The sequence below is a fragment of the Isoptericola sp. b515 genome (assembly GCF_030588125.1).
In the GTDB taxonomy this organism is placed as follows: Bacteria; Actinomycetota; Actinomycetes; order Actinomycetales; family Cellulomonadaceae; genus Isoptericola; species Isoptericola sediminis.
Map to the genome: position 1 here is coordinate 120,390 of NZ_JAUQYR010000003.1, position 21,917 is coordinate 142,306.

General features: G+C 73.6%; 17 protein-coding genes. 7 read left to right on the forward strand and 10 right to left on the reverse strand.

The window, feature by feature from the left end:
- Nucleotides 1-133: 133 nt before the first annotated feature.
- The gene (locus Q6350_RS09585; RefSeq protein ID WP_305066015.1) at nucleotides 134-1,525 is read right to left on the reverse strand and encodes a replication-associated recombination protein A; all 1,392 of its coding nucleotides are present in this window, start codon (nucleotides 1,523-1,525) and stop codon (nucleotides 134-136) included.
- A 184-nt stretch (nucleotides 1,526-1,709) separates the two neighbouring features.
- Here Q6350_RS09585 and Q6350_RS09590 point away from each other — a divergent pair, with 184 nt between their 5' ends.
- Nucleotides 1,710-3,485, forward strand: a complete 1,776-nt coding sequence (locus Q6350_RS09590; RefSeq protein WP_305066016.1) for an SLC13 family permease — start codon at nucleotides 1,710-1,712, stop codon at nucleotides 3,483-3,485.
- Between the two features lie 24 nt (nucleotides 3,486-3,509).
- On the opposite strand, the gene aspS is transcribed toward Q6350_RS09590, so the two are convergent.
- On the reverse strand, nucleotides 3,510-5,291 hold the full coding sequence (gene aspS, locus Q6350_RS09595; protein WP_304607107.1) for an aspartate--tRNA ligase: 1,782 nt from the start codon (nucleotides 5,289-5,291) through the stop codon (nucleotides 3,510-3,512).
- A gap of 120 nt (nucleotides 5,292-5,411) precedes the next feature.
- Between aspS and Q6350_RS09600 the strand changes: the two genes are divergently transcribed.
- Nucleotides 5,412-5,885 (forward strand): PPOX class F420-dependent oxidoreductase, encoded by a 474-nt coding sequence (locus tag Q6350_RS09600; protein ID WP_304604079.1) that lies wholly within the window; start codon nucleotides 5,412-5,414, stop codon nucleotides 5,883-5,885.
- 12 nt (nucleotides 5,886-5,897) lie between these two features.
- On the opposite strand, the gene Q6350_RS09605 is transcribed toward Q6350_RS09600, so the two are convergent.
- Nucleotides 5,898-6,962 (reverse strand): hypothetical protein, encoded by a 1,065-nt coding sequence (locus tag Q6350_RS09605; protein ID WP_305066017.1) that lies wholly within the window; start codon nucleotides 6,960-6,962, stop codon nucleotides 5,898-5,900.
- Nucleotides 6,963-7,024: 62 nt separating this feature from the next.
- Here Q6350_RS09605 and Q6350_RS09610 point away from each other — a divergent pair, with 62 nt between their 5' ends.
- Nucleotides 7,025-8,413 (forward strand): hypothetical protein, encoded by a 1,389-nt coding sequence (locus Q6350_RS09610; protein ID WP_304604081.1) that lies wholly within the window; start codon nucleotides 7,025-7,027, stop codon nucleotides 8,411-8,413.
- 31 nt (nucleotides 8,414-8,444) lie between these two features.
- On the opposite strand, the gene Q6350_RS09615 is transcribed toward Q6350_RS09610, so the two are convergent.
- The 3 genes from Q6350_RS09615 to Q6350_RS09625 all read right to left on the reverse strand — a co-directional run bounded on the left by Q6350_RS09615 (nucleotide 8,445) and on the right by Q6350_RS09625 (nucleotide 12,800).
- Nucleotides 8,445-10,586 (reverse strand): intein-containing Rv2578c family radical SAM protein, encoded by a 2,142-nt coding sequence (locus Q6350_RS09615; protein WP_370375386.1) that lies wholly within the window; start codon nucleotides 10,584-10,586, stop codon nucleotides 8,445-8,447.
- A 65-nt stretch (nucleotides 10,587-10,651) separates the two neighbouring features.
- Nucleotides 10,652-12,016, reverse strand: a complete 1,365-nt coding sequence (gene hisS, locus Q6350_RS09620; protein WP_304604082.1) for a histidine--tRNA ligase — start codon at nucleotides 12,014-12,016, stop codon at nucleotides 10,652-10,654.
- 55 nt (nucleotides 12,017-12,071) lie between these two features.
- Nucleotides 12,072-12,800, reverse strand: a complete 729-nt coding sequence (locus tag Q6350_RS09625; protein WP_304604083.1) for an MBL fold metallo-hydrolase — start codon at nucleotides 12,798-12,800, stop codon at nucleotides 12,072-12,074.
- A gap of 146 nt (nucleotides 12,801-12,946) precedes the next feature.
- On the opposite strand from Q6350_RS09625, the gene Q6350_RS09630 reads away from it, so the two are divergent.
- From Q6350_RS09630 to Q6350_RS09645, 4 genes are all read left to right on the forward strand, one after another.
- Nucleotides 12,947-13,738 carry a peptidylprolyl isomerase gene (locus tag Q6350_RS09630; protein ID WP_304604084.1) on the forward strand — a complete coding sequence of 264 codons (792 nt, stop codon included), beginning with the start codon at nucleotides 12,947-12,949 and terminating at the stop codon, nucleotides 13,736-13,738.
- A complete protein-coding gene (locus Q6350_RS09635; RefSeq protein ID WP_171248216.1) occupies nucleotides 13,735-15,300 on the forward strand; it encodes a DUF349 domain-containing protein in 1,566 nt (521 codons plus the stop codon). The genes Q6350_RS09630 and Q6350_RS09635 overlap by 4 nt, the downstream gene beginning before the upstream one ends.
- A 119-nt stretch (nucleotides 15,301-15,419) precedes the next feature.
- Entirely contained in the window at nucleotides 15,420-16,043 is a 624-nt protein-coding gene (locus tag Q6350_RS09640; RefSeq protein WP_304604085.1) for a hypothetical protein, read from the forward strand.
- 24 nt (nucleotides 16,044-16,067) lie between these two features.
- A complete protein-coding gene (locus Q6350_RS09645; protein ID WP_304604086.1) occupies nucleotides 16,068-17,144 on the forward strand; it encodes a DNA polymerase domain-containing protein in 1,077 nt (358 codons plus the stop codon).
- Between the two features lie 9 nt (nucleotides 17,145-17,153).
- Here the strand turns inward: Q6350_RS09645 and Q6350_RS09650 are convergent, their stop codons facing one another.
- From Q6350_RS09650 to Q6350_RS09665, 4 genes are read right to left on the reverse strand one after another with little or no spacing between them, the layout of a single operon-like run.
- Nucleotides 17,154-17,738, reverse strand: a complete 585-nt coding sequence (locus Q6350_RS09650; protein WP_370375387.1) for a dihydrofolate reductase family protein — start codon at nucleotides 17,736-17,738, stop codon at nucleotides 17,154-17,156.
- A complete protein-coding gene (locus tag Q6350_RS09655; protein ID WP_305066019.1) occupies nucleotides 17,735-18,901 on the reverse strand; it encodes an ATP-dependent DNA ligase in 1,167 nt (388 codons plus the stop codon). The genes Q6350_RS09650 and Q6350_RS09655 overlap by 4 nt, the downstream gene beginning before the upstream one ends.
- A 38-nt stretch (nucleotides 18,902-18,939) precedes the next feature.
- Nucleotides 18,940-21,291, reverse strand: coding sequence for a bifunctional (p)ppGpp synthetase/guanosine-3',5'-bis(diphosphate) 3'-pyrophosphohydrolase (locus Q6350_RS09660; RefSeq protein ID WP_304604089.1), 2,352 nt, complete (start codon nucleotides 21,289-21,291; stop codon nucleotides 18,940-18,942).
- A 50-nt stretch (nucleotides 21,292-21,341) separates the two neighbouring features.
- Nucleotides 21,342-21,917, reverse strand: coding sequence for an adenine phosphoribosyltransferase (locus Q6350_RS09665; protein WP_304604457.1), 576 nt, complete (start codon nucleotides 21,915-21,917; stop codon nucleotides 21,342-21,344).

Consider the following 21,917-nt stretch of genomic DNA (forward strand, 5'->3'; position numbering starts at 1 on the left):
GACACCGTGACGATGTCGCAGGAGGAGTTCGCAGGGCCGAGGTCCCAGGTGGTCGCCGCGCGGGCAACCCGTCCATGTTACCCCATCGCCGCCGCGCCCCCGTGCCGGCCCCGCCGTCGTCACGCGACGGCGGTCAGGACCCGCCGTCGAGGATCTGCCGGATCCGGTCCAGCCGTTCACCGACCTGCCGCTCGAAACCCCGGTCGGTGGGTTCGTAGTACCGGCGCCCCGCCAGCTCGTCGGGCAGGTACCGCTGCGCGGCGACGCCGTGCGGCTCGTCGTGGGCGTAGCGGTACCCCTTCCCGTGGCCGAGCTTCTCCGCACCGGCGTAGTGGGCGTCACGCAGATGGGCGGGGACCACCCCGACGCGACCCGCCGAGACGTCCGCGAGCGCCGCGCCGATCCCCGCGTACGCGCGGTTGGACTTCGGCGCCGTGGCGAGGTGGACCACGGCCTCGGCGAGGACGATGCGCCCCTCGGGCATCCCGACGAGCTGGACGGCCTGCGCCGCGGCGACGGCCGTCTGCAGAGCGGAGGGGTCCGCCATCCCGACGTCCTCGGCGGCCGAGATCACCAGCCGGCGGGCGATGAACCGGGGGTCCTCCCCTGCCGCGACCATGCGCGCGAGGTAGTGCAGCGCGGCGTCCACGTCGGAGCCGCGGATCGACTTGATGAAGGCCGACACGACGTCGTAGTGCTGGTCGCCGTCACGGTCGTACCGCACGGCCGCCACGTCGACGGCGCGCTCGACCGTGTCGAGGTCGACGGTGACCGGCTCGTCGGGGGCGACCTCGTCGCGGGCGTCGCTGAGGGCCGCACCGGCCGCCGCCTCGAGGACCGTCAGCGCCTTGCGCGCGTCGCCGCCGGCCATGCGCACGAGCTGCTCCTCGGCGTCGTCGGCCAGCGTCACGGCACCGTCGAGCCCGCGCTCGTCCCGGATCGCCCGCCGGACCAGGCCGCGCACGTCCTCGGCGGTGAGCGGCCGCAGGGTCAGCAGCAGCGACCGGGACAGCAGCGGGGAGTTGACGGAGAACGACGGGTTCTCGGTGGTGGCCGCCACGAGGGTGACCCACCGGTTCTCCACGCTGGGCAGCAGGGCGTCCTGCTGCGTCTTGGAGAAGCGGTGGACCTCGTCGATGAACAGCACCGTCTCCTCGCCGCCGGTGGCGAGGCGACGACGCGCGTCCTCGATGACCTGCCGGACGTCCTTGACCCCGGCGGTGACGGCGGAGAGCTCGACGAACCGTCGCCCGGAGCTCGTCGCGACGAGGTAGGCCAGCGTCGTCTTGCCGACACCCGGCGGACCCCACAGGATCACCGAGCCGGGCGCGGCCCGGCGCGCGGCGTCGTCGGTGGGTTCCACCAGGCGCCGCAACGGGGACCCGGCGACGAGCAGGTGCCCCTGACCGGTCACCTCGTCGAGCGAGGCGGGACGCATCCGGACGGCCAGCGGGGCACCGGCGCCGCTGCGCGCGACCACCGGCGTGCCGTGCTCCCCGGTCGTCGCGGCGTTGAAGAGGTCCATGGGAAGGAGCCTAAGTGCCGCCGCCGACGATCGCACACCTGTTCGACGGCCGTCCCGGGTGCGGCGGCGCGGGGTGCCGTCGCGTGCGGGCGCCGCTGCTAACCTGTCGCGGCGATGCCCGGGCCGCCGGCCTCGTGGGAGGCCGCCACCCTCCCGACGCCGGAACGACAGACAGGGGCCGACCGTGACGCTGGACGCTTGGCTGACGCTCGCCGTGGTGCTGGCGGTGCTGGCGACGCTCGTGCGCGGTCGGGTCTCCCCCGCCGTGACGGTCTTCGCCGGCGCCGTGGCCGTGATGATCCTCGGGGTGGTGCCCGCCGAGGACGCGTTCTCCGGGTTCTCCAACGCGGCACCGATCACGGTGGCGGCCCTGTACGTGCTGGCGGCCGGGATCGAGAAGACCGGGGCGCTGACCCCGGTGATGCAGTCCACCCTGGGCGAGGACGGCGCCTATCGCCGCCCCCTGGTGCGCACGCTGGCCCCGACGATGGCGGCCTCGGCGTTCCTCAACAACACGCCGATCGTGGCGATGCTCGTGCCCCAGGTGACCGCGTGGGCGAACCGCCGACGGCTGGCCGTGTCCAAGATCCTCATGCCGGTCTCGTTCGCCGCCGTCCTGGGCGGGCTGATCACCGTGATCGGGACCTCGACGAACCTCGTCGTGTCGGGCCAGATGTCCACGTTGGGCCTGGAGCCGATCGGGTTCTTCGAGATCGGCAAGGTCGGGCTGCCGATCGCCCTGGTCGGGTTCGTCGCACTGGTCGCCCTGGCGCCCGTGCTGCTGCCCGACCGCCGGTCGGCCCGCGCGGAGATGGAGCAGGAGGGCCGGCGGTTCTCGTTCGAGATGATCGTCGAGCCGGGCGGCCCGGTCGACGGTCGCACCGTCGAGCAGGCCCGGCTGCGCGACCTGTCCGGCCTGTTCCTGGCGTCGGTGGACCGCGGGGACACGATCATCGCCCCGGTGCGTCCCGAGACCGTGCTGCGCGGCGGCAACCGGCTGCACTTCGTGGGGCCGATCGACCGCGTGGTCAACCTGCAGGAGATGCGCGGGCTGCGCTCGGCCGAGATGGAGCACGTGCTCGATCTGGACGAGCCCTCGGTGCGCTACTACGAGGCCGTGGTCGGCTCCCGCTCGCCGCTGGTGGGACGCACGCTGAAGGACGTGGGCTTCCGCGCCACCTACCAGGCGGCGGTGCTGGCGATCCACCGCTCCGGCCAGCTCGTCGAGAGCCGGCTCGGCACCGAACGGATCCGCCTGGGCGACACCCTGATCCTGGTCAGCGACCCCGACTTCCGCGACCGGTGGCGCGACCGTGCGGACTTCCTCCTGGTGGCCGGCCTGGACGGGCACCCGCCGTCACGGGCGTCGCGCAGCTGGATCCCGGTCGGCCTGCTGGCCGCGGTCGTGGTGCTCGCCGCCACCGGCCTGGTGCCGATCCTGCACGGTTCGCTGGTGGCGGCGATCGTGCTGGTGGCCTCGAAGGTGCTCTCGCCGCTGGAGGCGCGCCGCGCGATCGACGTCGAGGTGATCGTCGTCATCGCGTCCGCCTTCGGGCTCGCCGCCGCCATGGAGGCGTCGGGCCTGGCCGACGTCGTGGCCCAGGGCCTCGTGGGATTGTTCGGGGACTACGCCCCCTACGGGGTGCTGCTCGGCCTCGTGCTGGCGACCGTGGTGCTGACCGAGCTCGTGACGAACAACGCCGCGGCGCTGCTGATGCTGCCGGTCGCGGTGAGCACGGCCGCCTCGGCGGGCCTGGACCCGCGGGGCGCGGCGATCGCGGTCGCCGTCGCCGCGTCCGCCTCGTTCCTGTCCCCCATCGGCTACCAGACCAACATGATGGTCTACGGCCCGGGCGGGTACCGGTTCACCGACTACGCGCGCCTGGGGTGGATCCTGACGCTCGTGACGGTGGTGGCCACCGTCGTGCTGGTGCCGACCTTGTGGCCGGCACCAGCCTGACGGCGGCGTGCAGGACGGAGCGCGTCAGGCCCCGTCGCCCTCGGGTTCGGCGTCCACGCCGGCCTCCTGGCGCTGCTCCGCGGTGATCGGTGCCGGTGCGTCGGTCAGCGGGTCGTAGCCGCCGCCGGACTTCGGGAAGGCGATGACGTCGCGGATGGACGGCGACTGCGTCAGCAGCGCGACGATCCGGTCCCAGCCGAAGGCGATGCCGCCGTGCGGCGGGGCGCCGAACTTGAAGGCGTCCAGCAGGAAGCCGAACTTCTCCTGGGCCTCCTCGTGACCGATGCCCATGACCTCGAAGATGCGCTCCTGCACGTCCCGGCGATGGATACGGATGGACCCGCCACCGATCTCGTTGCCGTTGCAGACGATGTCGTAGGCGTAGGCGAGCGCGTTGCCCGGGTCGGACTCGAACGTGTCGAGCCACTCCGGCTTCGGGGAGGTGAAGGCGTGGTGCAGGGCGGTCCACGCCGACGTGCCGAGCGCCACGTCCCCGTCGTCGGCGGCCTCTCCCGCCGGCTTGAACAGCGGCGCGTCCACGACCCACACGAACGACCACGCGTCGTGGTCGATCTGGCCGGTGCGCTCGGCGATCTCCACCCGCGCGGCGCCCAGCAGGGCCCGGGAGTCGGTGGTGCGGCCGGCCGCGAAGAACACGGCGTCACCGGGCTGCGCACCGGTGGCCTCGGCGAGCCCGGCGCGCTCCGCGTCGGAGAGGTTCTTGGCGACCGGGCCGCCGAGCGTGCCGTCCTCGGCGAACGTGACGTAGGCGAGGCCCTTGGCGCCGCGCTGCTTGGCCCAGTCCTGCCAGGCGTCGAACTGGCGGCGCGGCTGCGAGGCCCCGCCGGGCATCACGACGGCGCCGACGTACTCGTTCTGGAACACCCGGAACGAGGTGTCGGCGAAGTACTCGGTGAGCTCGACGAGCGGGTTGCCGAACCGCAGGTCGGGCTTGTCCGTGCCGTACAGGCGCATGGCGTCGGCGAAGGTGATCCGCTCGAACGGACGGGGCACCTCGACGTCGACGAGCCGCCAGATCTCGGCGAGCAGCTCCTCGGTCAGGGCGATGACGTCGTCCTGCTCGACGAAGCTCATCTCGACGTCGAGCTGGGTGAACTCGGGCTGCCGGTCGGCCCGGAAGTCCTCGTCGCGGTAGCAGCGCGCGATCTGGTAGTAGCGCTCCAGGCCGCCGACCATGAGGAGCTGCTTGAACAGCTGCGGCGACTGCGGCAGCGCGTACCAGGAGCCGGGCGAGAGCCGGGCCGGGACGAGGAAGTCCCGCGCACCCTCGGGCGTGGAGCGGGTCAGCGTGGGCGTCTCGACCTCGACGAACTCGTGCGAGTCCAGCACGCGCCGCGCCGCGGCGTTGACCTTGGCCCGCAGCCGCATGGCGTGCGCCGGCGCCGGGCGGCGCAGGTCCAGGTAGCGGTGCTTGAGCCGGGCCTCCTCACCGATCGTCTCGGTGTCCGCGAGCGCGGTGGAGACCTGGAAGGGCAGCGCCTCGGAGGTGTTGAGCACCTCGACCTCGGTGGCGATGACCTCGATGTCCCCGGTCGCGAGGTTCGCGTTGGCGTTGCCCTCGGGGCGCCGGGAGACCTCGCCGGTGACGCGCAGCACGAACTCGGAGCGCAGCGGGTGGGCGACCTCCTCGTCCCGGATGACGACCTGGGCGATGCCGGAGGCGTCGCGCAGGTCGATGAAGGCCACTCCTCCGTGATCACGGCGGCGATCGACCCAGCCCGTGAGGATGACGGTCTGGCCGATGTGCTCGGCTCGCAACGAGCCGGCCGTGTGGGTGCGGAGCACGGAAGGTTCCTTTCGCACGATGTCGGGAGTCTCACCGTCGGGTCCGCCGACGGAGTGGGGCGCACGCGACGCCCGTGACATCCTACGGGGGCAACCGCCCCGGACTGCGAGGAGAGATCGATGGCCCGCCAGATTGCGACGAACACCACCGTGGGTCGCGAGGAGCTGACCGAGTTCCTGCGGTCCCGTCACCACGGGGTGCTCGTCACCACCCGCGACGACGGGCGTCCGCAGCTCAGCCCGGTGGCCTTCGGCGTCGACCCGGCGGGGCGCGTCGTGGTCTCGACCTACCCGGAGCGCGCGAAGGCGGTCAACCTGCGCAAGCGCCCGCAGGTGTCGTTCATGGCCCAGAGCGACGACTTCGGCGACGCCTGGGTGCAGGTGGACGGCACGGCGGAGGTCCTGGACATGCCCGAAGCCCTGGAGCCGCTGGTGGAGTACTTCCGGGCAGCGGCCGGCAAGGAGCACCCGGACTGGGACGAGTACCGCGAGGCGATGAAGAAGCAGGACAAGTCGGTGATCCGGATCACCGTGGAGCGGTGGGGCCCGATCGCGACGGGCGGGTTCCCGCCGCGGCTCGCCGACGAGGGCTGAGCGGCCCCCGGTTCAGCCGCGCAGGCGCCGAAGGGCCCGCCGGGCCCGGGTCACCTGCGACGACGGCCGGGCCTGCAGCTCGACGAGCAGGTCCGCCACGGTGGCGACCGCCGCGTCGGCGACCTGGCGAGGCATCCGCCGGTCGGGATCGACCCAGCGGGGCGCGGGCGGCTCGGGCACCAGGTCGTCGAGGTCACCGTGCACCCGGACCCCCCGGTCCCGCAGCCACCGGGTCCAGCGCTCGGTGCGTTCGACCACCCACGGGTGGTCGTGCGGCCCGATCGTGATCCGGGCGGCCGGTCTCGAGCCCATGCCGGGCACGACGACGGACTCGATGAGGGGCGAGGCGGCCCCTCCCCGTCGGGCGTCGTCACCGAGCTCCCGGTTCAGCCGCCGGAGCAGCCGGGCCTGCGCGACGCCGATCGACTCGTTCACGCGGGCCGCCTCGCGCGGTGCGACGTCGGCCGGGACTCCCAGGGCGTCGAGGAACCTGCGCCAGAGCACGTCCGGTGACCCCGCCGCCGGTGCCGTCACCACGTGGAGCCGGTCGGCGGGCAGGTCCGCACCCCACACCGTCAGCAGCCGGGGGACGTCGAACGACGCCATGAACCCCAGGCGGTTCTCGCGCGCACGACGCATGTACGCCGCGAAGGACCTCGTGCTGCCGAACTTGACCATCTCCTGCCAGCCGCTCGCCAGCTCCCGGGCGAGGTCACGTGCCGTGACCACCACGTGCACCTCGTCCCCGGTCCCGCTCAGGTCCTCGAGGACGCGTCGGGCCTGCTCCTCGGAGGCCGAGGAGAAGATCTCGTGGCTCACGACGACGTCCCCGCGGGACCGTCGCACGGCGCGCCGGAGCCTCGGCCAGGCGTCCCGCAGCGTGCGCGGGTCCAGCCCGTGGTCCTTGCCGGTGACGTCCAGGGCCGCCCGGTAGTGGATCTCGGGGTCGCGGAGCGGACCCAGCGGATAGGTCAGGCCGTGGCGCCGCAGGGCTCGCTCGTTGAGCAGGAGCCGGGACTGCAGCGAGGTCGTGCCCGACTTCGGGGCACCGACGTGCAGGAAGATTCGTCGCGGCATCGCAGCACCATGACACATCCCCGTGCGTCGGGCGCGCCGTCGGGTGGCCCTACGATGCCTGCATGGCAGCAGGGCAGATCATCGGGTGGGTGACGGGCCTGGTGGTGGCCCTCGTCGTCGTCACGGCCGTCGTCTGGTGGGTGAGGCGCCGTCGAACGGAACGACGCCGGCGGCAGGACGAGCAGCTGCGGCGCCGCACCCAGGACGCCGGCCAGGTGCTCGTGCGCACCGACGAGCGCGCCCGCCTGGCCGAGGACGAGCTCTCCTTCGCCGTGGCCGAGGTGGGCGACGGCGTCCGGGACGAGTTCGGCCCGACGCTGCAGCGGGCGCGCACGCACCTCGGCGAGGCGTTCCACCTCAACCAGCTGCTGCACGACGAGATCCCGGACACCGACGCCGAGCGGCACACCTGGTCCGGGCGCATCCTCGCGGCATGCACCGAGGCCGAGACGCTGCTGGACGACATCGAGCGAGCCCTGGCCGAGCGTCGCTCCGCGGTGCGCGCGACGCCGGACCTCCTGGAGCGGACCGCGACCCGTGCCGACTCCCTCGGCGACGGAGTGGCCGCGGCCCGCGAGGACGTCGAGCGGCTGCGCGGGCAGTACACCGAGGAGGCGCTGCGCCCCGTGGCGGACAACCCCGAGCAGGCCGAGCGGCTGCTCGACTTCGCGCGGCGCGGCGTGACGGCCGCGCGGAAGCGGCTGGCGGCGGGGCGCAAGGACGAGGCCGCCACGACCGCGCGCGCCGCGGAGGAGTCGGTGCGCCGCGCCGAGGGCCTGCTGGCGGCCGTCGACGACTTCGAGCACGAGGTGCTGCGTGCCGAGGCCGCGCTCGGCGCGGTCGTGGCCGAGTGCCGCGACGAGCTGGCGCAGGCGCGCGCCCTCCCGCAGCGCACCGGGGCCGTCGACGAGGCGGTCCGCGCCCTCGAGGCGGCGCTGGCGGCCGTCCCTGCCGCGGGCCAGCCGTCGGACCCCGTGGGTGCGCTGACGCGCCTGCGCGGGGCCGCCCAGGGGTTGGACGAGGCGGTGCGCGAGCACGAGGAGCGCGCCGCGCAGGCACGGCGTGCCGAGGCGGCCCGCGGCCCCGCGATCCAGGACGCCGAACGGCAGATCGCCGCCGCCCGCGGCGTCGTCGACGACTACCGGGCACCCGTCGGTCCGGACGCGCGGACCCGGCTGGCCGAGGCGGAGCGCGAGCTCGCGGCGGCCCGGGACGCCGCCGACGCGGAGCAGGCCGTGACCCGGGCACGGCGCGCGGCCTCGCTGGGGGCGGAGGCGGCGACGCTCGCCCAGCGGGACCTGCGGGCCCACCACGGACAGGGCGGCTACGGCCAGGGAATGGGACTGCCCCGCGGCCGGTCCGGCTCGGACGTCTTCGGCGCGGTGCTGGGCGGCATGGTGCTTGGCGGGATCCTCGACGACATCGGCGACCTGGGCGACTTCTTCGACTGACGCTCGCGCACGGTCACGGCCGCGGTCACCATCAGAACAGGGTCGCCGACCGCTCCTCCGGCGCGGTGGGCGCAGCGGCGACCATCGACCCGGCCGGGTAGTCGGCGTCGTCGTGGGGGCGCAGGTCGTCGTCGTAGCGGCCGGTGGCGCCGGAGGCGGCCCGGTGCGCGGACCCCGCGAACCCCCGCTCCTCGAGCAGGGGCCGCACCCGCTGCCAGAGCCAGTCCCGGTACCCGTCGTGCACGTCGGCACCTCGGGCGAAGACGCGCCGGTAGCCCGCCACCCGGTCGGGGTGCTCCCGGGCGAGCCACTGCAGGTACCACTCCCGCACGCCGGGCTTGAGCCGCAGCGGGACGACCGTCACGCCCGTCGCGCCCGCGTCGGCGATCGCGTCGAGCAGCCGGGTGAGGTGGTCCGTGGAGTCCGTCAGCCACGGCAGCACCGGGGCGACCATGACACCGCACGGCAGGCCCGCGGCACGGATCGTGCGGACGAGGTCCAGCCGCGCCTTCGGCGTCGGCGTGCCGGGTTCGACGGCCTGCTGGAGCTCGGCGTCGACGAACGACAACGAGACACCGAGACCGACGTCGACGTGCGTGGCGGCGTCGGCGATCAGCGGCAGGTCGCGGCGCAGCAGCGTGCCCTTGGTGAGGATCGAGAACGGCGTCCGCGAGTCAGCGAGCGCCGAGATGATCCCGGGCATGAGCCGGTAGCGCCCCTCGGCGCGCTGGTACGGGTCGGTGTTGGTGCCCAGCGCGACCGGCTCGCGCCGCCAGGAGGGCCGGGCCAGCTCGGCGCGCAGCACCTGGTCGACGTTCGTCTTCACCACGACCTGGGAGTCGAAGTCGGTCCCCGCGTCCAGGTCGAGGTACTCGTGCGTCGGGCGAGCAAAGCAGTTGTGGGCGACCACACCGTTGGCCACGAAGTCGCCTGTTCCTGTCGTGATGTCGACCATCTCCTGGTCGAAGCCACAGGCCTCGACCATCACGACACCGAGGTCCACCGAGGTCTTCAGCGCCATACCCGTCACGGAGAGCTTGCGGACGATCGCGGGCCGGACGAGGCGGAAGAACCGTTCCCGCGCCGCGAGACCACCTCGCACACGCACGCGCGCCACACCGTTCGGTCGTGGAGGCTCGAGCGTGTGGTCCAGGGCGAACCGCCGGAGGGAATCGGCCACCTGGGACAGGATCGCCTCGTCCTTGTTGGCGATCCTCAAGATCCCCCGGGAGCACGAACCCTCAGCGTCGAAGATCCCTGACAGAAAGCCCCTCGACCATTCCGCGCTCGGCACCGCCGGCCACTCGATCAGCCTTCTGATCGCATCGACGTCCGCCGACCGCGCGGTGTGCAGTGCGCTCATGGCGCGACGTGTCTCCGTCGCGGTCACGAACGGACGACGTCTCGTGACGATCCCGTCGAGGGCCAGGTACCGGGCGGTCCGGTCGAGACCCTCCCGGTCGGCCAGGGCGAGGCGGAACATGCACACGCGGGCACCGCCCCGCGATGTCCTCGGGTAGGTCTTCTCGAAGATCATGCCGTCGCCGCGGATCATCCCGGTGAGATAACCGCGCCGGTAGTCGCGCGACTCGGTACTGCCTGTGCCTTCTTCCGGCCGGCCGGTACCGAACCCCATCAAGGAGTCGTTCGTCGTGAGGTGCGGGCGCTGCGTGCCCGGTGGCCCGGCGGCGACGTGCTTCCATCCACGACCCCGGGCCAGGAACCGGTGCTCGGCGCTCGCCACGATCTCGGTGCCGTCGCGCAGGATCACCCGGTAGGCGGGTTTCACCGACGTCCATCGCGCCAGCACCGTGGTCTCGACGAACCGTCGGTAGGTCCCCTGGCGGCGCGTGCCGACGATCCGGTCACCGACCGACACCTGGCCGATCGGCTTCTGCGTGCCGTCCGCCATCAGGACGAGCGTGGACGGAGAGACGCAGTAGGTGCACGCGTGAGAGCAGCCGCGGTAAGGGTTGACCGTCCACCGGAACGGCATGCGCGAGGCGGCCGGCACCTTGGACAGCGCACTCTTGGCCATCACCTCGTGGAAGGTGATGCCGGCGAACTCCGGGGTGCGCGTGCTGCGCACGAGGCCGAGCCGGGCCAGCCCCGGCCGCTCCAGACCGGGCAGCGCCCCGTCGTCGGCCGTCGTCGCCTGCCCGTCCCATCGCACCCCCGTAGTCGAACACGCGTTCGACGACGGGTCAAGGGACGCGGGTCACCCGCAGGGGCGGGGCCTCACTCCCCCGGGACGACCCGGGGGTGCAGGTCCTCGGCGGGCGGCGCCCAGGTCGTCGGGTCCGCCTCGACCTGCTCGCCGGAGCGGATGTCCTTGACCTGGTGCTCCTCGCCCGGGAACCAGACGAACGGGATCCCGCGACGGTCGGCGACCTTGATCTGCCTGCCGAACTTCGCCGCGGACGGGGCCACGTCGGTGGGGATGCCACGGGCCCGCAGGGCCGCGGCCACGGCGTCGGACTGCGCACGGTGGTCCTCGTCGGTCACGGCGACCAGCACGGCGGTCGGCACCCCGCGCGTGGCGGTCATGAGTCCGGCGGAGAGCAGCCGCGAGACGAGCCGGGAGACCCCCACGGACAGCCCGACGCCGGGGTAGGTGTTCTTGCCGTCGGACGCGAGCGTGTCGTAACGGCCGCCGGAGCAGATCGAGCCGAGCTGCTCGTGGCCGACCAGCACGGTCTCGTAGACGGACCCCGTGTAGTAGTCGAGGCCGCGGGCGATCTTGAGGTCGGCCACCACGACGCCCGGAGCGCGGGCACCCGCCGCCTCGATCAGCGCGCCGAGCTCGGCCAGGCCGGTCTCCAGCAGGTCCGTGGCGGCGTCGTACCGCGCCGCGAGCTTGCGCACGTCGTCGACCACGGTCGTGTCGCTGCCGTGGATCGCCGCCAGGTCGAGGCAGGCGGCGGCCTGCTCGGCCGTCGCGCCCTGCTCGGCGACGAGCAGCTCGGCGACCTTCTCCACGCCGATCTTGTCGAGCTTGTCGATCTGGCGCAGCACGCCCTCGACGTCGCTCAGGCCCAGCCCGCGGTAGAACCCCTCGGCCACCTTGCGGTTGTTGACCAGGACCCGCACGGGCGGCAGCCCGACCTCGCGCAGGGCGCCGAGCGCCTCGGCCATGACCAGCGGCACCTCGACCTCGTAGTGGTAGGGCAGCTCGCCCGCGCCGACCACGTCGATGTCGGCCTGGACGAACTCCCGGAACCGACCCTCCTGCGGCCGTTCACCACGCCAGACCTTCTGGATCTGGTAGCGCTTGAACGGGAAGGCGAGACGTCCCGCGTTCTCCAGCACGTACCGGGCGAACGGGACCGTCAGGTCGAAGTGCAGCCCGAGCTGCTTCTCGCCACGTCCACCGTCCGCGGAGGTGTCCTCGCCCTCCTCCTGGAGGCGGCGCAGGACGTACACCTCCTTCGACGTCTCGCCCTTGCGCAGCAGCTGGTCGAGCGGCTCCACCGCGCGGGTCTCGATCCCCGCGAACCCGTGCAGCTCGAAGGTGCGGCGCAGCACGTCCAGCACGTGCTGCTCCACCACGCGACCGTCGGGGAGCCATTCGGGGAAACCGGAGAGAGGGGTGACGCGAGCCATGGGGACGATCTTCCCACGATCCCGGACGGTGCCCGGGCCACGTCCACCGCTGCCGTCAGGCCGGCAGGAACGGGTTGGCCGCCAGCTCCCGGCGCACCGTGGTCGTGGGTCCGTGCCCCGGGACGACGCCGAGCGCCGGGTCGAGGGCGCGGACGACGTCGCGCAGCGTGGCGAGCATCGCGTCCACGTCCGCGCCCGGCAGGTCGGTGCGCCCCACCCCGCCGGCGAAGAGGACGTCACCGCTGAGCACGACACCCGGTCCGCCGTCGCTCCCGTCGACGAGGTAGAGGGTCGACCCCTCGGTGTGCCCGGGGGCGTGCACGGCGTGCAGCGTGACGTCCCCGGCCACGATCTCGGTGGTCGACCCGTCGAAGGGCTCGACCGTCGCCGGGACCCGGTAGTCCCGCGGGTCGCGGCCGAAGTCGCCGAGCGCCTGCGCCAGCGCGCTGCTGACGCTCGTGGCCGCGGCGTCGTCCCCGCCGCGCAGGATCGTGCCGAACGGGTCGTCGATCCGGTAGGCGTCGGCGGCGTGCAGTCGGAGCGGCACGTCGAACCGGGCGCACAGCGCCGCGGCGTCCCAGGTGTGGTCGACGTGCCCGTGGGTGGCCAGCACGGCCCGTGGCACGAGCGAGCGGTCCGCGACGAGCTGTGCCACGCGGTCGGCCGTGCCGGCCCCCGCGTCGACGACGACGCAGTCGCGCCGGCCGTCGTCGCGGACGGCGTCGGCGACCACGACGCAGCAGTTGGTGCCGAACACGGGGGCGACCACGACATGCACGTCCATGGCGCCCACCGTAGTGCCGGACGGCGGGCCGTCACCGCCCGCGGGCCCGGATGCCGGAGTTCGTGCGGATGACCTGGGTCGCGAGCCCTAGACTGTCGGAGGCGCACGGTTGTCGTGCGCCGAGGATCCGAGGAGGCCGACGGACGGTGGCGCCGAGCAAGCGCGAGCGCGAGTACGCCCGGAAGCGCGAGGCGAAGTTCGCCGCGCGCCGACGCGCCAAGCAGGAGCGCCGTCGCCGCATCGGCATCGTCGTGGCGATCGTGGCGATCCTCGGCCTGGTCGGCGGCGGTGCGCTGGTCGCGGGGCTCACCGCGTCCGAGGACGCCCCCGTCGCGTCGGGCGTGGAGACCCCGGCCGGCGCGGCGTGCCCGCTGGGATCGACGGAGGCGCGCGACGGCGGTGAGCTGCCCGACCCATCGGTCGCCGAGGACCGGTCCTGGACGGCCTCGCTCGACCTGTGCGTGGACGGGGTCACCGAGACCGTCGAGCTGGAGCTGGCGGGAGCCGACGCACCGCAGGCGGTGGCGAGCTTCGTCGCGCTGGCCGACCAGGGCTACTTCGACGGCACCCAGTGCCACCGCCTGACCACCCAGGGGATCTACGTCCTGCAGTGCGGCGACCCGACCGCCACGGGCACCGGTGGCCCCGGCTACTCGTTCGGCCCGGTGGAGAACGCGCCCGCGGACGACGTGTACCCGGCCGGCACCCTGGCCATGGCCCGCCGCGGCGGCGACGCCGCGTCGATGGGCTCGCAGTTCTTCCTCGTCTACGAGGACTCGACCATCCCGTCCGACGCAGCCGGCGGGTACACGGTGTTCGGCACCGTGACGTCCGGCCTGGACCTGATCCAGGCAGTCGCTGACGCGGGCACGGCCGACGGAGCCGGTGACGGCTCCCCGGTCAGCCCCGTCATCATCGAAGGAGTGGAGACCCAGTGAGCGAGAGCACCCCCGGCTCGGCCGGCCCCGAGAACGTCGAGGCCGCCGAGCAGGCACAGGCCGAAACTCCTGGCGCCGGGACCGAGCGGTCGACGAACGCACCGTCCGACCCGGCACCGTCCGACCCGGCACCGTCCGCGCCCGAGGCCCCCCGGCCGTCGGCACCGAAGCCCTCGGCGCCGAAGCCGGGCCCGCCCGGAGCAGGCGCGCCCAAGCCGTCGGCGCTGCACCGGCCCACGCCCCGGACGGCGCCGACCCCCACCACCCCGGCCGCCCCGGTCCCCCCGGTGCACGACGCCGCCGAGACCGCTGCGGCCGCCGCCTTCGGCCGGGTGGACGACGACGGCACGGTGCACGTGCGCGAGGGCGACGGAGAGCGCCCCGTCGGGCAGTACCCGGGTGTCCCGGCCGAGGAGGCGCTGTCGCTCTACGTGCGGCGCTACCTGGACCTCGTGGCGAAGGTCGCCCTCTTCGAGACCCGCCTGGACAGCGCCGACCTGGCGATCCGCGAGATCGACCAGACGCTGGCCAAGCTGGCCGAGGAGACCACCGAGCCGGCCGCCGTCGGCGACCTGGACGCCCTGCGGAAGCGGGTGGAGCAGGTCCGCTCCCGCGCGGGCGAGCGTCGCGCGGCCCTGGAGGCCGAGCGGGTGGCCGCCAAGGAGCGTGCCGTCGAGGCCCGGACCGAGATCGTCGAGGCCGCGGAGAAGATCGCGGCGACCGACCCGGAGAAGATGCAGTGGCGCCCGGCGGGCGAGGAGCTGCGCAACCTGCTCGAGCGCTGGAAGGAGTCGCAGCGCACCGGCCCCCGCATCGACCGGCCGACCGAGGAGTCGCTCTGGAAGCGGTTCAGCCAGGCGCGCACCGCGTTCGACCGCGAGCGCCGGCACTTCTTCGCCGAGCTGGAGCAGCGCAACGCCTCCGCGAAGGCCGCCAAGGAGCAGATCGTGGCGGAGGCCGAGGCGCTCCAGCACTCCACCGAGTGGGGTCCCACGACCCGCGAGTACCGCGACCTGATGAACCGCTGGAAGGCTGCGGGCCGGGCGCACCGCAAGGACGACGACGCGCTGTGGGCCCGCTTCCGGGCGGCCCAGGACGTCTTCTTCGGTGCCCGGGACGAGGCGAACGCGGCGATCGACGCCGAGTACGGCGAGAACCTCAAGGTCAAGGAGGCGCTGCTGGCCGAGGCCGAGGCGCTGGTGCCCGTCAAGGACGTCAACGCCGCCAAGGAGGCGCTGCGCGGCATCCAGGACCGCTGGGAGGAGGCCGGCAAGGTGCCGCGGGCGGACCTGTCCCGCGTCGAGGGTCGCCTCCGGGCGGTCGAGAGCGCGATCCGGGACGCCGAGGACGACAAGTGGCGCCGGACGAACCCCGAGACGCAGGCGCGCGCGGAGGGCGCGGCCGCCCAGCTCGAGGAGGCGATCTCCGGCATGGAGTCCGAGCTCGCCGACGCCGAGGCGGCCGGGGACGAGCGCTCCGCCGACGAGATCCGGGGCGCCATCGCGGCGCGCAAGGCGTGGCTGGAGCAGATCGTCAAGGCTGCCGAGGACTCGCGCGGCTGACGCACGTCCTGTGGACGCCGCCCGGCGTCCACAGGACGACGGCCGCCGGGCGGTCGGCGCGGCGACGGGTCCCTAGGGTCGCTGGCAGGAGACCGCGCGTCCAGCCCGGAGGTGACCGCGTGCCCGCCGTCCCGACGTCGGCCCCCCGTCCGTTGCGCGAGCTGCTGCACGGGCCGGGCCCCGCACCGCCGGTCGTCCGCCCGGGGGACGTCGGCGGCCGGGCCGCCTGGCAGACCCTGGTGCACGAGGGCGTCCTGCGGGTGCTGCGGGTCGACGCCGCGTGCCCGGCGGGCCGGGTCGTGGACGCGGCGCTGCGCGCCTCGGTGCTCGCCCCCGAGGTCCCGGCCGGCGCCGTCGTCACCGCACGCACGGCCGTCTGGGTGCACACCGGACGCGGCCGGCCGGAGACGCTGGACCTCACCTACCCGGCGGGCCGCCACCGTCCCGAGCGGCCCCGGGGTGCACGGCTGTGGCAGGGCCACCTGCTCGGTCCCGACACCCGGCGGCTCGGGGGCGTGGCCGTGACGACACCGCAGCGCACCCTGGTCGAGCTGGTGCTGCACGGCGCCCGGAACCCGGAGACGACCCTGCTGGCCGCCGCGCTCCTGCGGGCCGGCGCCGACCCGGGGCGTGCGCGACGCGCGATCGAGGCCCGGTCCCGGGTCGCCGCGCGCGGACCCGCGCACGCCGCCCTGTCCGCCGCGGCCGCGACGCTCGTCGGCGTGGAGTCCGCGCACCGGTGACGGCCCCGGCGTAGGTTGGGGTCCATGCCTTCCGCGGGAGCCGTCGAGGTCGAGGTCGCCGGTCGTCGGGTGCGGGTGTCCAGCCCGGACCGGGTCGTGTTCGGCGACCTGGGGATCACCAAGCTCGAGGTGGTCGAGTACTTCCTCGCCGTCGGCGACGGGATCCTCGGCGCGCTGCTGGACCGGCCCACGACGCTGGAGCGGTGGCCCAAGGGCTACTCCCCCGACGCCGTGATGGCGACCCGCCAGGACTCCCACGGCGACGCCTTCTACCAGAAGCGGATCCCGAAGGGCGCGCCGGACTACGTGCGCACCGCGCGGATCGCCTTCCCGTCCGGCCGCACGGCCGACGAGGTGGCCCCGACCGAGCTCGCCGTGATCGCCTGGGCGGCCCAGCTCGGCACCCTGACGTTCCACCCGTGGCCCGTCCGGCGGGACGACGTCGAGGCCGTCGACCAGCTCCGCATCGACCTCGATCCTCAGCCCGGCACGGACTTCGCCGACGCCGCGCGCGCCTCGCTGACCTTGCGCGAGGTGCTCGACGAGCTCGACCTGGTCGGCTACCCGAAGACCTCCGGGGGCCGAGGGCTGCACGTGTTCGTGCCCGTCGCGCCGCGCTGGAGCTTCGTCCAGGCCCGACGCGCCACCATCGCGATCGGTCGCGAGCTCGAACGACGCCTGCCGGACGCGGTGACGACCCGCTGGTGGAAGGAGGAGCGGGGGGAGCGCCTGTTCGTGGACTACAACCAGATGGCGCGCGACCGCACGATCGCCTCGGCGTACTCGCTGCGGCCCAACCCCCGGGCCACGGTCTCGACACCGCTGGACTGGGACGAGGTCACCGAGGTCCACCCGGACGACTTCACCCTGCGCACGGTGCCCGAGCGGTTCGCGGCGCGGGGCGACCTCTTCGCCGCCCTGCGGGCCGACCGTGACCCGGCCCTGGACTGCTCGTTGGAGCCGGCGCTGGAGCTGGCGCGCCGGGACGAGACCGAGCACGGGCTCGGCGACCTCCCCTATCCCCCGGAGTACCCGAAGATGCCGGGCGAGCCGCTGCGGGTGCAGCCCAGCCGGGCGAAGGACCGGCCGCCGGACGACTGACGGTCCTCGTCAGGGCCGGGTGCGGTACCGGAGGAAGACCGCGCCGGCGGCGAAGGGCCGGCTCTCCACGAGCTCCAGGGCCGTGCGCATCCCGTCCGGGAAGGCGCGGGTGCCACCGCCGAGCACGTGCGGGGCGACGAACATCTCGATCTCGTCGACGAGGCCCGCGCGCAGCGCCTCGGCCGCGACCGTCGGGCCCGCCACCTCGACGACGCCGTCCGCGCCGGCCGCGATCTCGGCGAGGCGCTCGGTGGTGAGTCGCGGTTCGAGGGTCGTGCGGGGAGCCGCGAGCGCGTCGAGCGAGTCGGAGCAGACGATCTTGTCCCGCCCCGCCCACAGGTCGGCGAACTCCTGCTCGACCGCGGAGTCCGCCTCCCAGTCGTCCCAGACCTTCAGCGTCTCGTACATGGCGCGGCCGAGGACGAATGTGCTGAGCTCACGGACACGGCGGTTGACGAAGGCGTGCATCTCCTCGCTTGGCGCGGTCCACCGGAAGTCGCCGTCGGGGTCGGTGACGTACCCGTCGAGGGAGCAGGTCATGCTGAATCTCACGGTTCCCATGCCGTGCCGACCTCTCGGGACCCCGGAACTCATCGGTCGATGCCCGGGGCATCGGGCAGGATCGTCGCCAGGTCGTACCCGACGGGTTCGACGAGCTGGTCGTACGTGCACGAGCCGGGGTCGCGGTCCGGTCGCCAGCGCTTGAACTGCGCGGTGTGCCGGAACCTCCGCCCCTCCATGTGGTCGTAGCCGACCTCGAGGACCCGCTCGACCCGCAGCGGGGTGAACGACAGGTCCTTGCCCGCGCTCCACCGCGACTGCGCGCCGGGCCGCCGCTCCCCCGCGCTGCCGTCCGCGACGGCGGGATCCTGCCAGTCGGCCCACGGGTGGTCGCCCGCCGCGGACGTCCCCGGCTCGACCCGCAGCGGTGCGAGCTCGTCGTACAACGCGGCGCGACGCGCGGCGGGGAAGGACGCGGCGACCCCCACGAACTGCAGCGACGGACCGGCGTCCTCCCCGGCGCCGTCCAGGTAGAGGCCCAGCAGGAGCGAGCCCACCAACGGCCGGTCGGCCGTCGAGGTCTTGTGCTCCCGCAGACCGGCCAGGACGACGTCGGCCGTCCGGGCGTGCTTGACCTTCCACCACCCCCGCTTGTTGGGCTGGTACGGCTCGTCGTCGCGCTTGGCCACGACCCCGTCCAGCCCCGCCCCCTCGAACGCCGCGAACCACTCGCGGGCCGTGGCCGCGTCGTCGGTGCGCGGCGTGGCGTGCACCCGGGGGTCGTCCAGCCCGAGCCCGTCCAGCCGGGCGAGCCGCTCGGCCAGCGGACGGACCGACAGGTCCTCGTCGTCGAGGGCCAGCACGTCGAAGACGACGAGGGTGGCGGGGACCTCCTCGGCCAGGCGCCGGACCCGCGAGTCGGCCGGGTGGATGCGCTGGCTCAACGCGTCGAAGTCGAGGTGGGCGTCGGGACGGCCCGGGCCGGGCGGACGGGCGACGACGATCTCGGCGTCGACGACGCACCGCGACGGCAACGCCTCCCGCACGGCGTCGACGACCTCCGGGAAGTAGCGCTGCATCGGCCGGGCGTTGCGCGAGTCGATGCGCACCTCGTCGCCGTCGCGGTAGACGATCGCGCGGAACCCGTCCCACTTGGGTTCGTACACCCAGGCAACGCCGTCGTCCGGCTGGTCGGGCACCGCGGCGACCGACCGGGCGAGCATAGGTCGGATCGGCGGGCGGAGCGGCAGGTCCATGCCGGTGAAACTACGCCCGTCGGGGCGTCACCGCCCGGTCAGGCGTCGGCGGGTGCCTCGGGTGCGTCGGAGCCGACGTCCTCGGCCTTGGTGCCGGTGATGCGGTAGACGTCGAAGACGCCGTCGATCTTGCGGGCGGCGGCCAGCACCTGCTGCAGGTGCGCCGGCTCGGCCATCTCGAAGACGAACCGGGAGATCGCGATGCGGTCCGTCGACGTGGAGACCGTCGCCGAGAGGATGTTCACGTGGTGGTCGGACAGCACCCGCGTCACGTCCGACAGCAGCCGGGACCGGTCGAGGGCCTCGACCTGGATCTGGACGAGGAACATCGTGTTCGCGCCGTTGGTCCAGGACACGTCGACGATCCGCTCGGGCTGCTCGCGCAGCTGGGCGAGGTTCGCGCAGTCCGCGCGGTGCACGCTCACGCCCGCACCCCGCGTGACGAACCCGACGATCTCGTCGCCGGGGACGGGGGTGCAGCACTTGGCGAGCTTGACCCAGATGTCGTCCATGCCCTTGACGGCCACGCCCGGGTCGCCGGTGGAGCGCGAGCGGCGCACGGCCTGACCCGGCCGCGCGACCTCGGCGGTGTCCTCGGCCGTGCCGTCCTCCCCGCCGAGGGACTTCACGAGCGTCTCGACGACGTGCTGGGCGGAGACGTTGTTCTCCCCCACCGCGGCGTACAGCGCGGAGACGTCGTCGTAGCGCAGGTCGTTGGCCAGCCCCACGAGCGCCTCGTGGCTCATCAGGCGCTGGATCGGCAGGTTCTGCTTGCGCATCGCCCGCGTGATCGCGTCCTTGCCGCGCTCGATCGCCTCGTCCCGGCGTTCCTTGGTGAACCACTGGCGGATCTTGTTGCGCGCCCGGCCGGACTTCACGAAGTTGAGCCAGTCCTGGGACGGTCCGGCCGTCTCGGCCTTGGAGGTCAGCACCTCCACGACGTCGCCGTTCTGCAGCGGCGAGTCGAGCGGCACCAGCCGTCCGTTGACGCGTGCGCCCATGGTCCGGTGACCGACCTCGGTGTGCACCGAGTAGGCGAAGTCGACCGGGGTGGCACCGGCCGGCAGCGCCATGACCTCACCCTTGGGCGTGAAGACGTAGACCTCGGCCGCACCGATCTCGTAGCGCAGGGAGTCGAGGAACTCGCCCGGGTCGGCCGTCTCGCGCTGCCAGTCCACGAGCTGGCGCAGCCAGGCCATGTCGTTCGCCCGCGGGTCGTTCGACCCGCCCTTGCCGGCGCGCGCCGTCTCCTTGTACTTCCAGTGCGCCGCGACGCCGTACTCGGCGCGGCGGTGCATGTCGTGCGTGCGGATCTGGATCTCGACCGGCTTGCCGCCGGGTCCGACGACCGTCGTGTGCAACGACTGGTACATGTTGAACTTCGGCATCGCGATGTAGTCCTTGAACCGGCCCGGGACCGGGTTCCACCGCGCGTGCAGCGCACCGAGCGCCGCGTAGCAGTCGCGCACCGAGTCCACCAGGACACGGGTGCCGACCAGGTCGTAGATCTCCGTGAAGTCGTGCCCGCGCACGATCATCTTCTGGTAGATCGAGTAGTAGTGCTTGGGGCGGCCCGTCACCGTCGCGCGGATCTTCGCCCCGCGCAGGTCCGCCGAGATCTGCTCGCGCACCACACCGAGGTACTCCTCGCGGGCGGGGGCCCGCTCGGCCACGAGGTGCACGATCTCGTCGTAGACCTTCGGGTACAGGGTCTGGAAGGAGAGGTCCTCCAGCTCCCACTTGATCGTGTTCATGCCCAGCCGGTGGGCCAGGGGCGCGTAGATCTCCAGGGTCTCGCGGGCCTTGCGCGACGCCGAGGACCCGGAGACGTACTTCCAGGTACGGGCGTTGTGCAGGCGGTCGGCGAGCTTGATGACCAGGACGCGGATGTCCTTGGCCATCGCCACGACCATCTTGCGCACGGTCTCGGCCTGCGCCGCGTCGCCGTAGGTGACCTTGTCCAGCTTCGTGACGCCGTCGACGAGCATCGCGATCTCGCTGCCGAAGTCGCGCGTGAGGTCGTCCAGCGAGTAGTCGGTGTCCTCGACGGTGTCGTGCAGCAGCGCGGCGGCCAGCGTGGCGCCGTCGAATCCCAGCTCGGCCAGGATCGTGGCGACCGCCACGGGGTGGGTGATGTACGGGTCGCCCGACTTGCGCTGCTGACCGCGGTGGGCGCGCTCGGCGATGCCGTAGGCACGCTCCAGCACGCTCAGGTCGCTCTTGGGGTGGTTGGTGCGCACCGCCTGGAGCAGCGGCTCGAGCGCCGGCGTCGAGGGGGTCGCACCGCCCAGACCGAGGCGCACGAGGCGGTTGCGCACCCGGTTCCCGGCTCCGGTGGAGGAGGATCGGGGCGCGTCGGCGGCAGAGCGGGTCTGCGTGTCGTCGCTCACGAGCACCTCCTTCGCCCATCGCCGCCGGGGTGACCTCCGGGACGGCAAGTCTACGTCCCCACCCGCAACAGGGTCTCGACGGTGTGGTCACCGAGCCGGGCCCGACCGCCCAGGGCGGCCAGCTCGAGCAGGAACGCCAGTGCCACGACCGTCCCCCCGCAGCGCTGCACCAGCCGGGCGGCGGCCTCGGCCGTCCCACCCGTGGCGAGCACGTCGTCGACCACGAGAACACGCGCACCGGGCTGCAGTGTTCCCCGGCGCAGCTCGATGGACGCCGTGCCGTACTCCAGCTCGTAGTCCTCGCGCTCGACCGGCGGCGGCAGCTTGCCCGCCTTGCGCAGCGGGACGAAGCCCACGCCGAGCCGGGTGGCCAGCGGCGCGCCGAGGAGGAACCCGCGCGCCTCCATCCCGGCGACCACGTCGACGCCGCCGTCGGCCTCCACCAGGGAGGCGAACGCGTCGGTGACGTCGGCCAGGGCCGCACCGTCCGCCAGCAGGGGCATGATGTCCCGGAAGACGACCGGCGGGTGCGGGTAGTCCGGGATGTCCTGGATGAGCGAGCGGATCTCGGCCGCCCTGGCCGGACCGAGCCCGGCCAGGGCGACCACCGAGATGTCGTCCTCGAT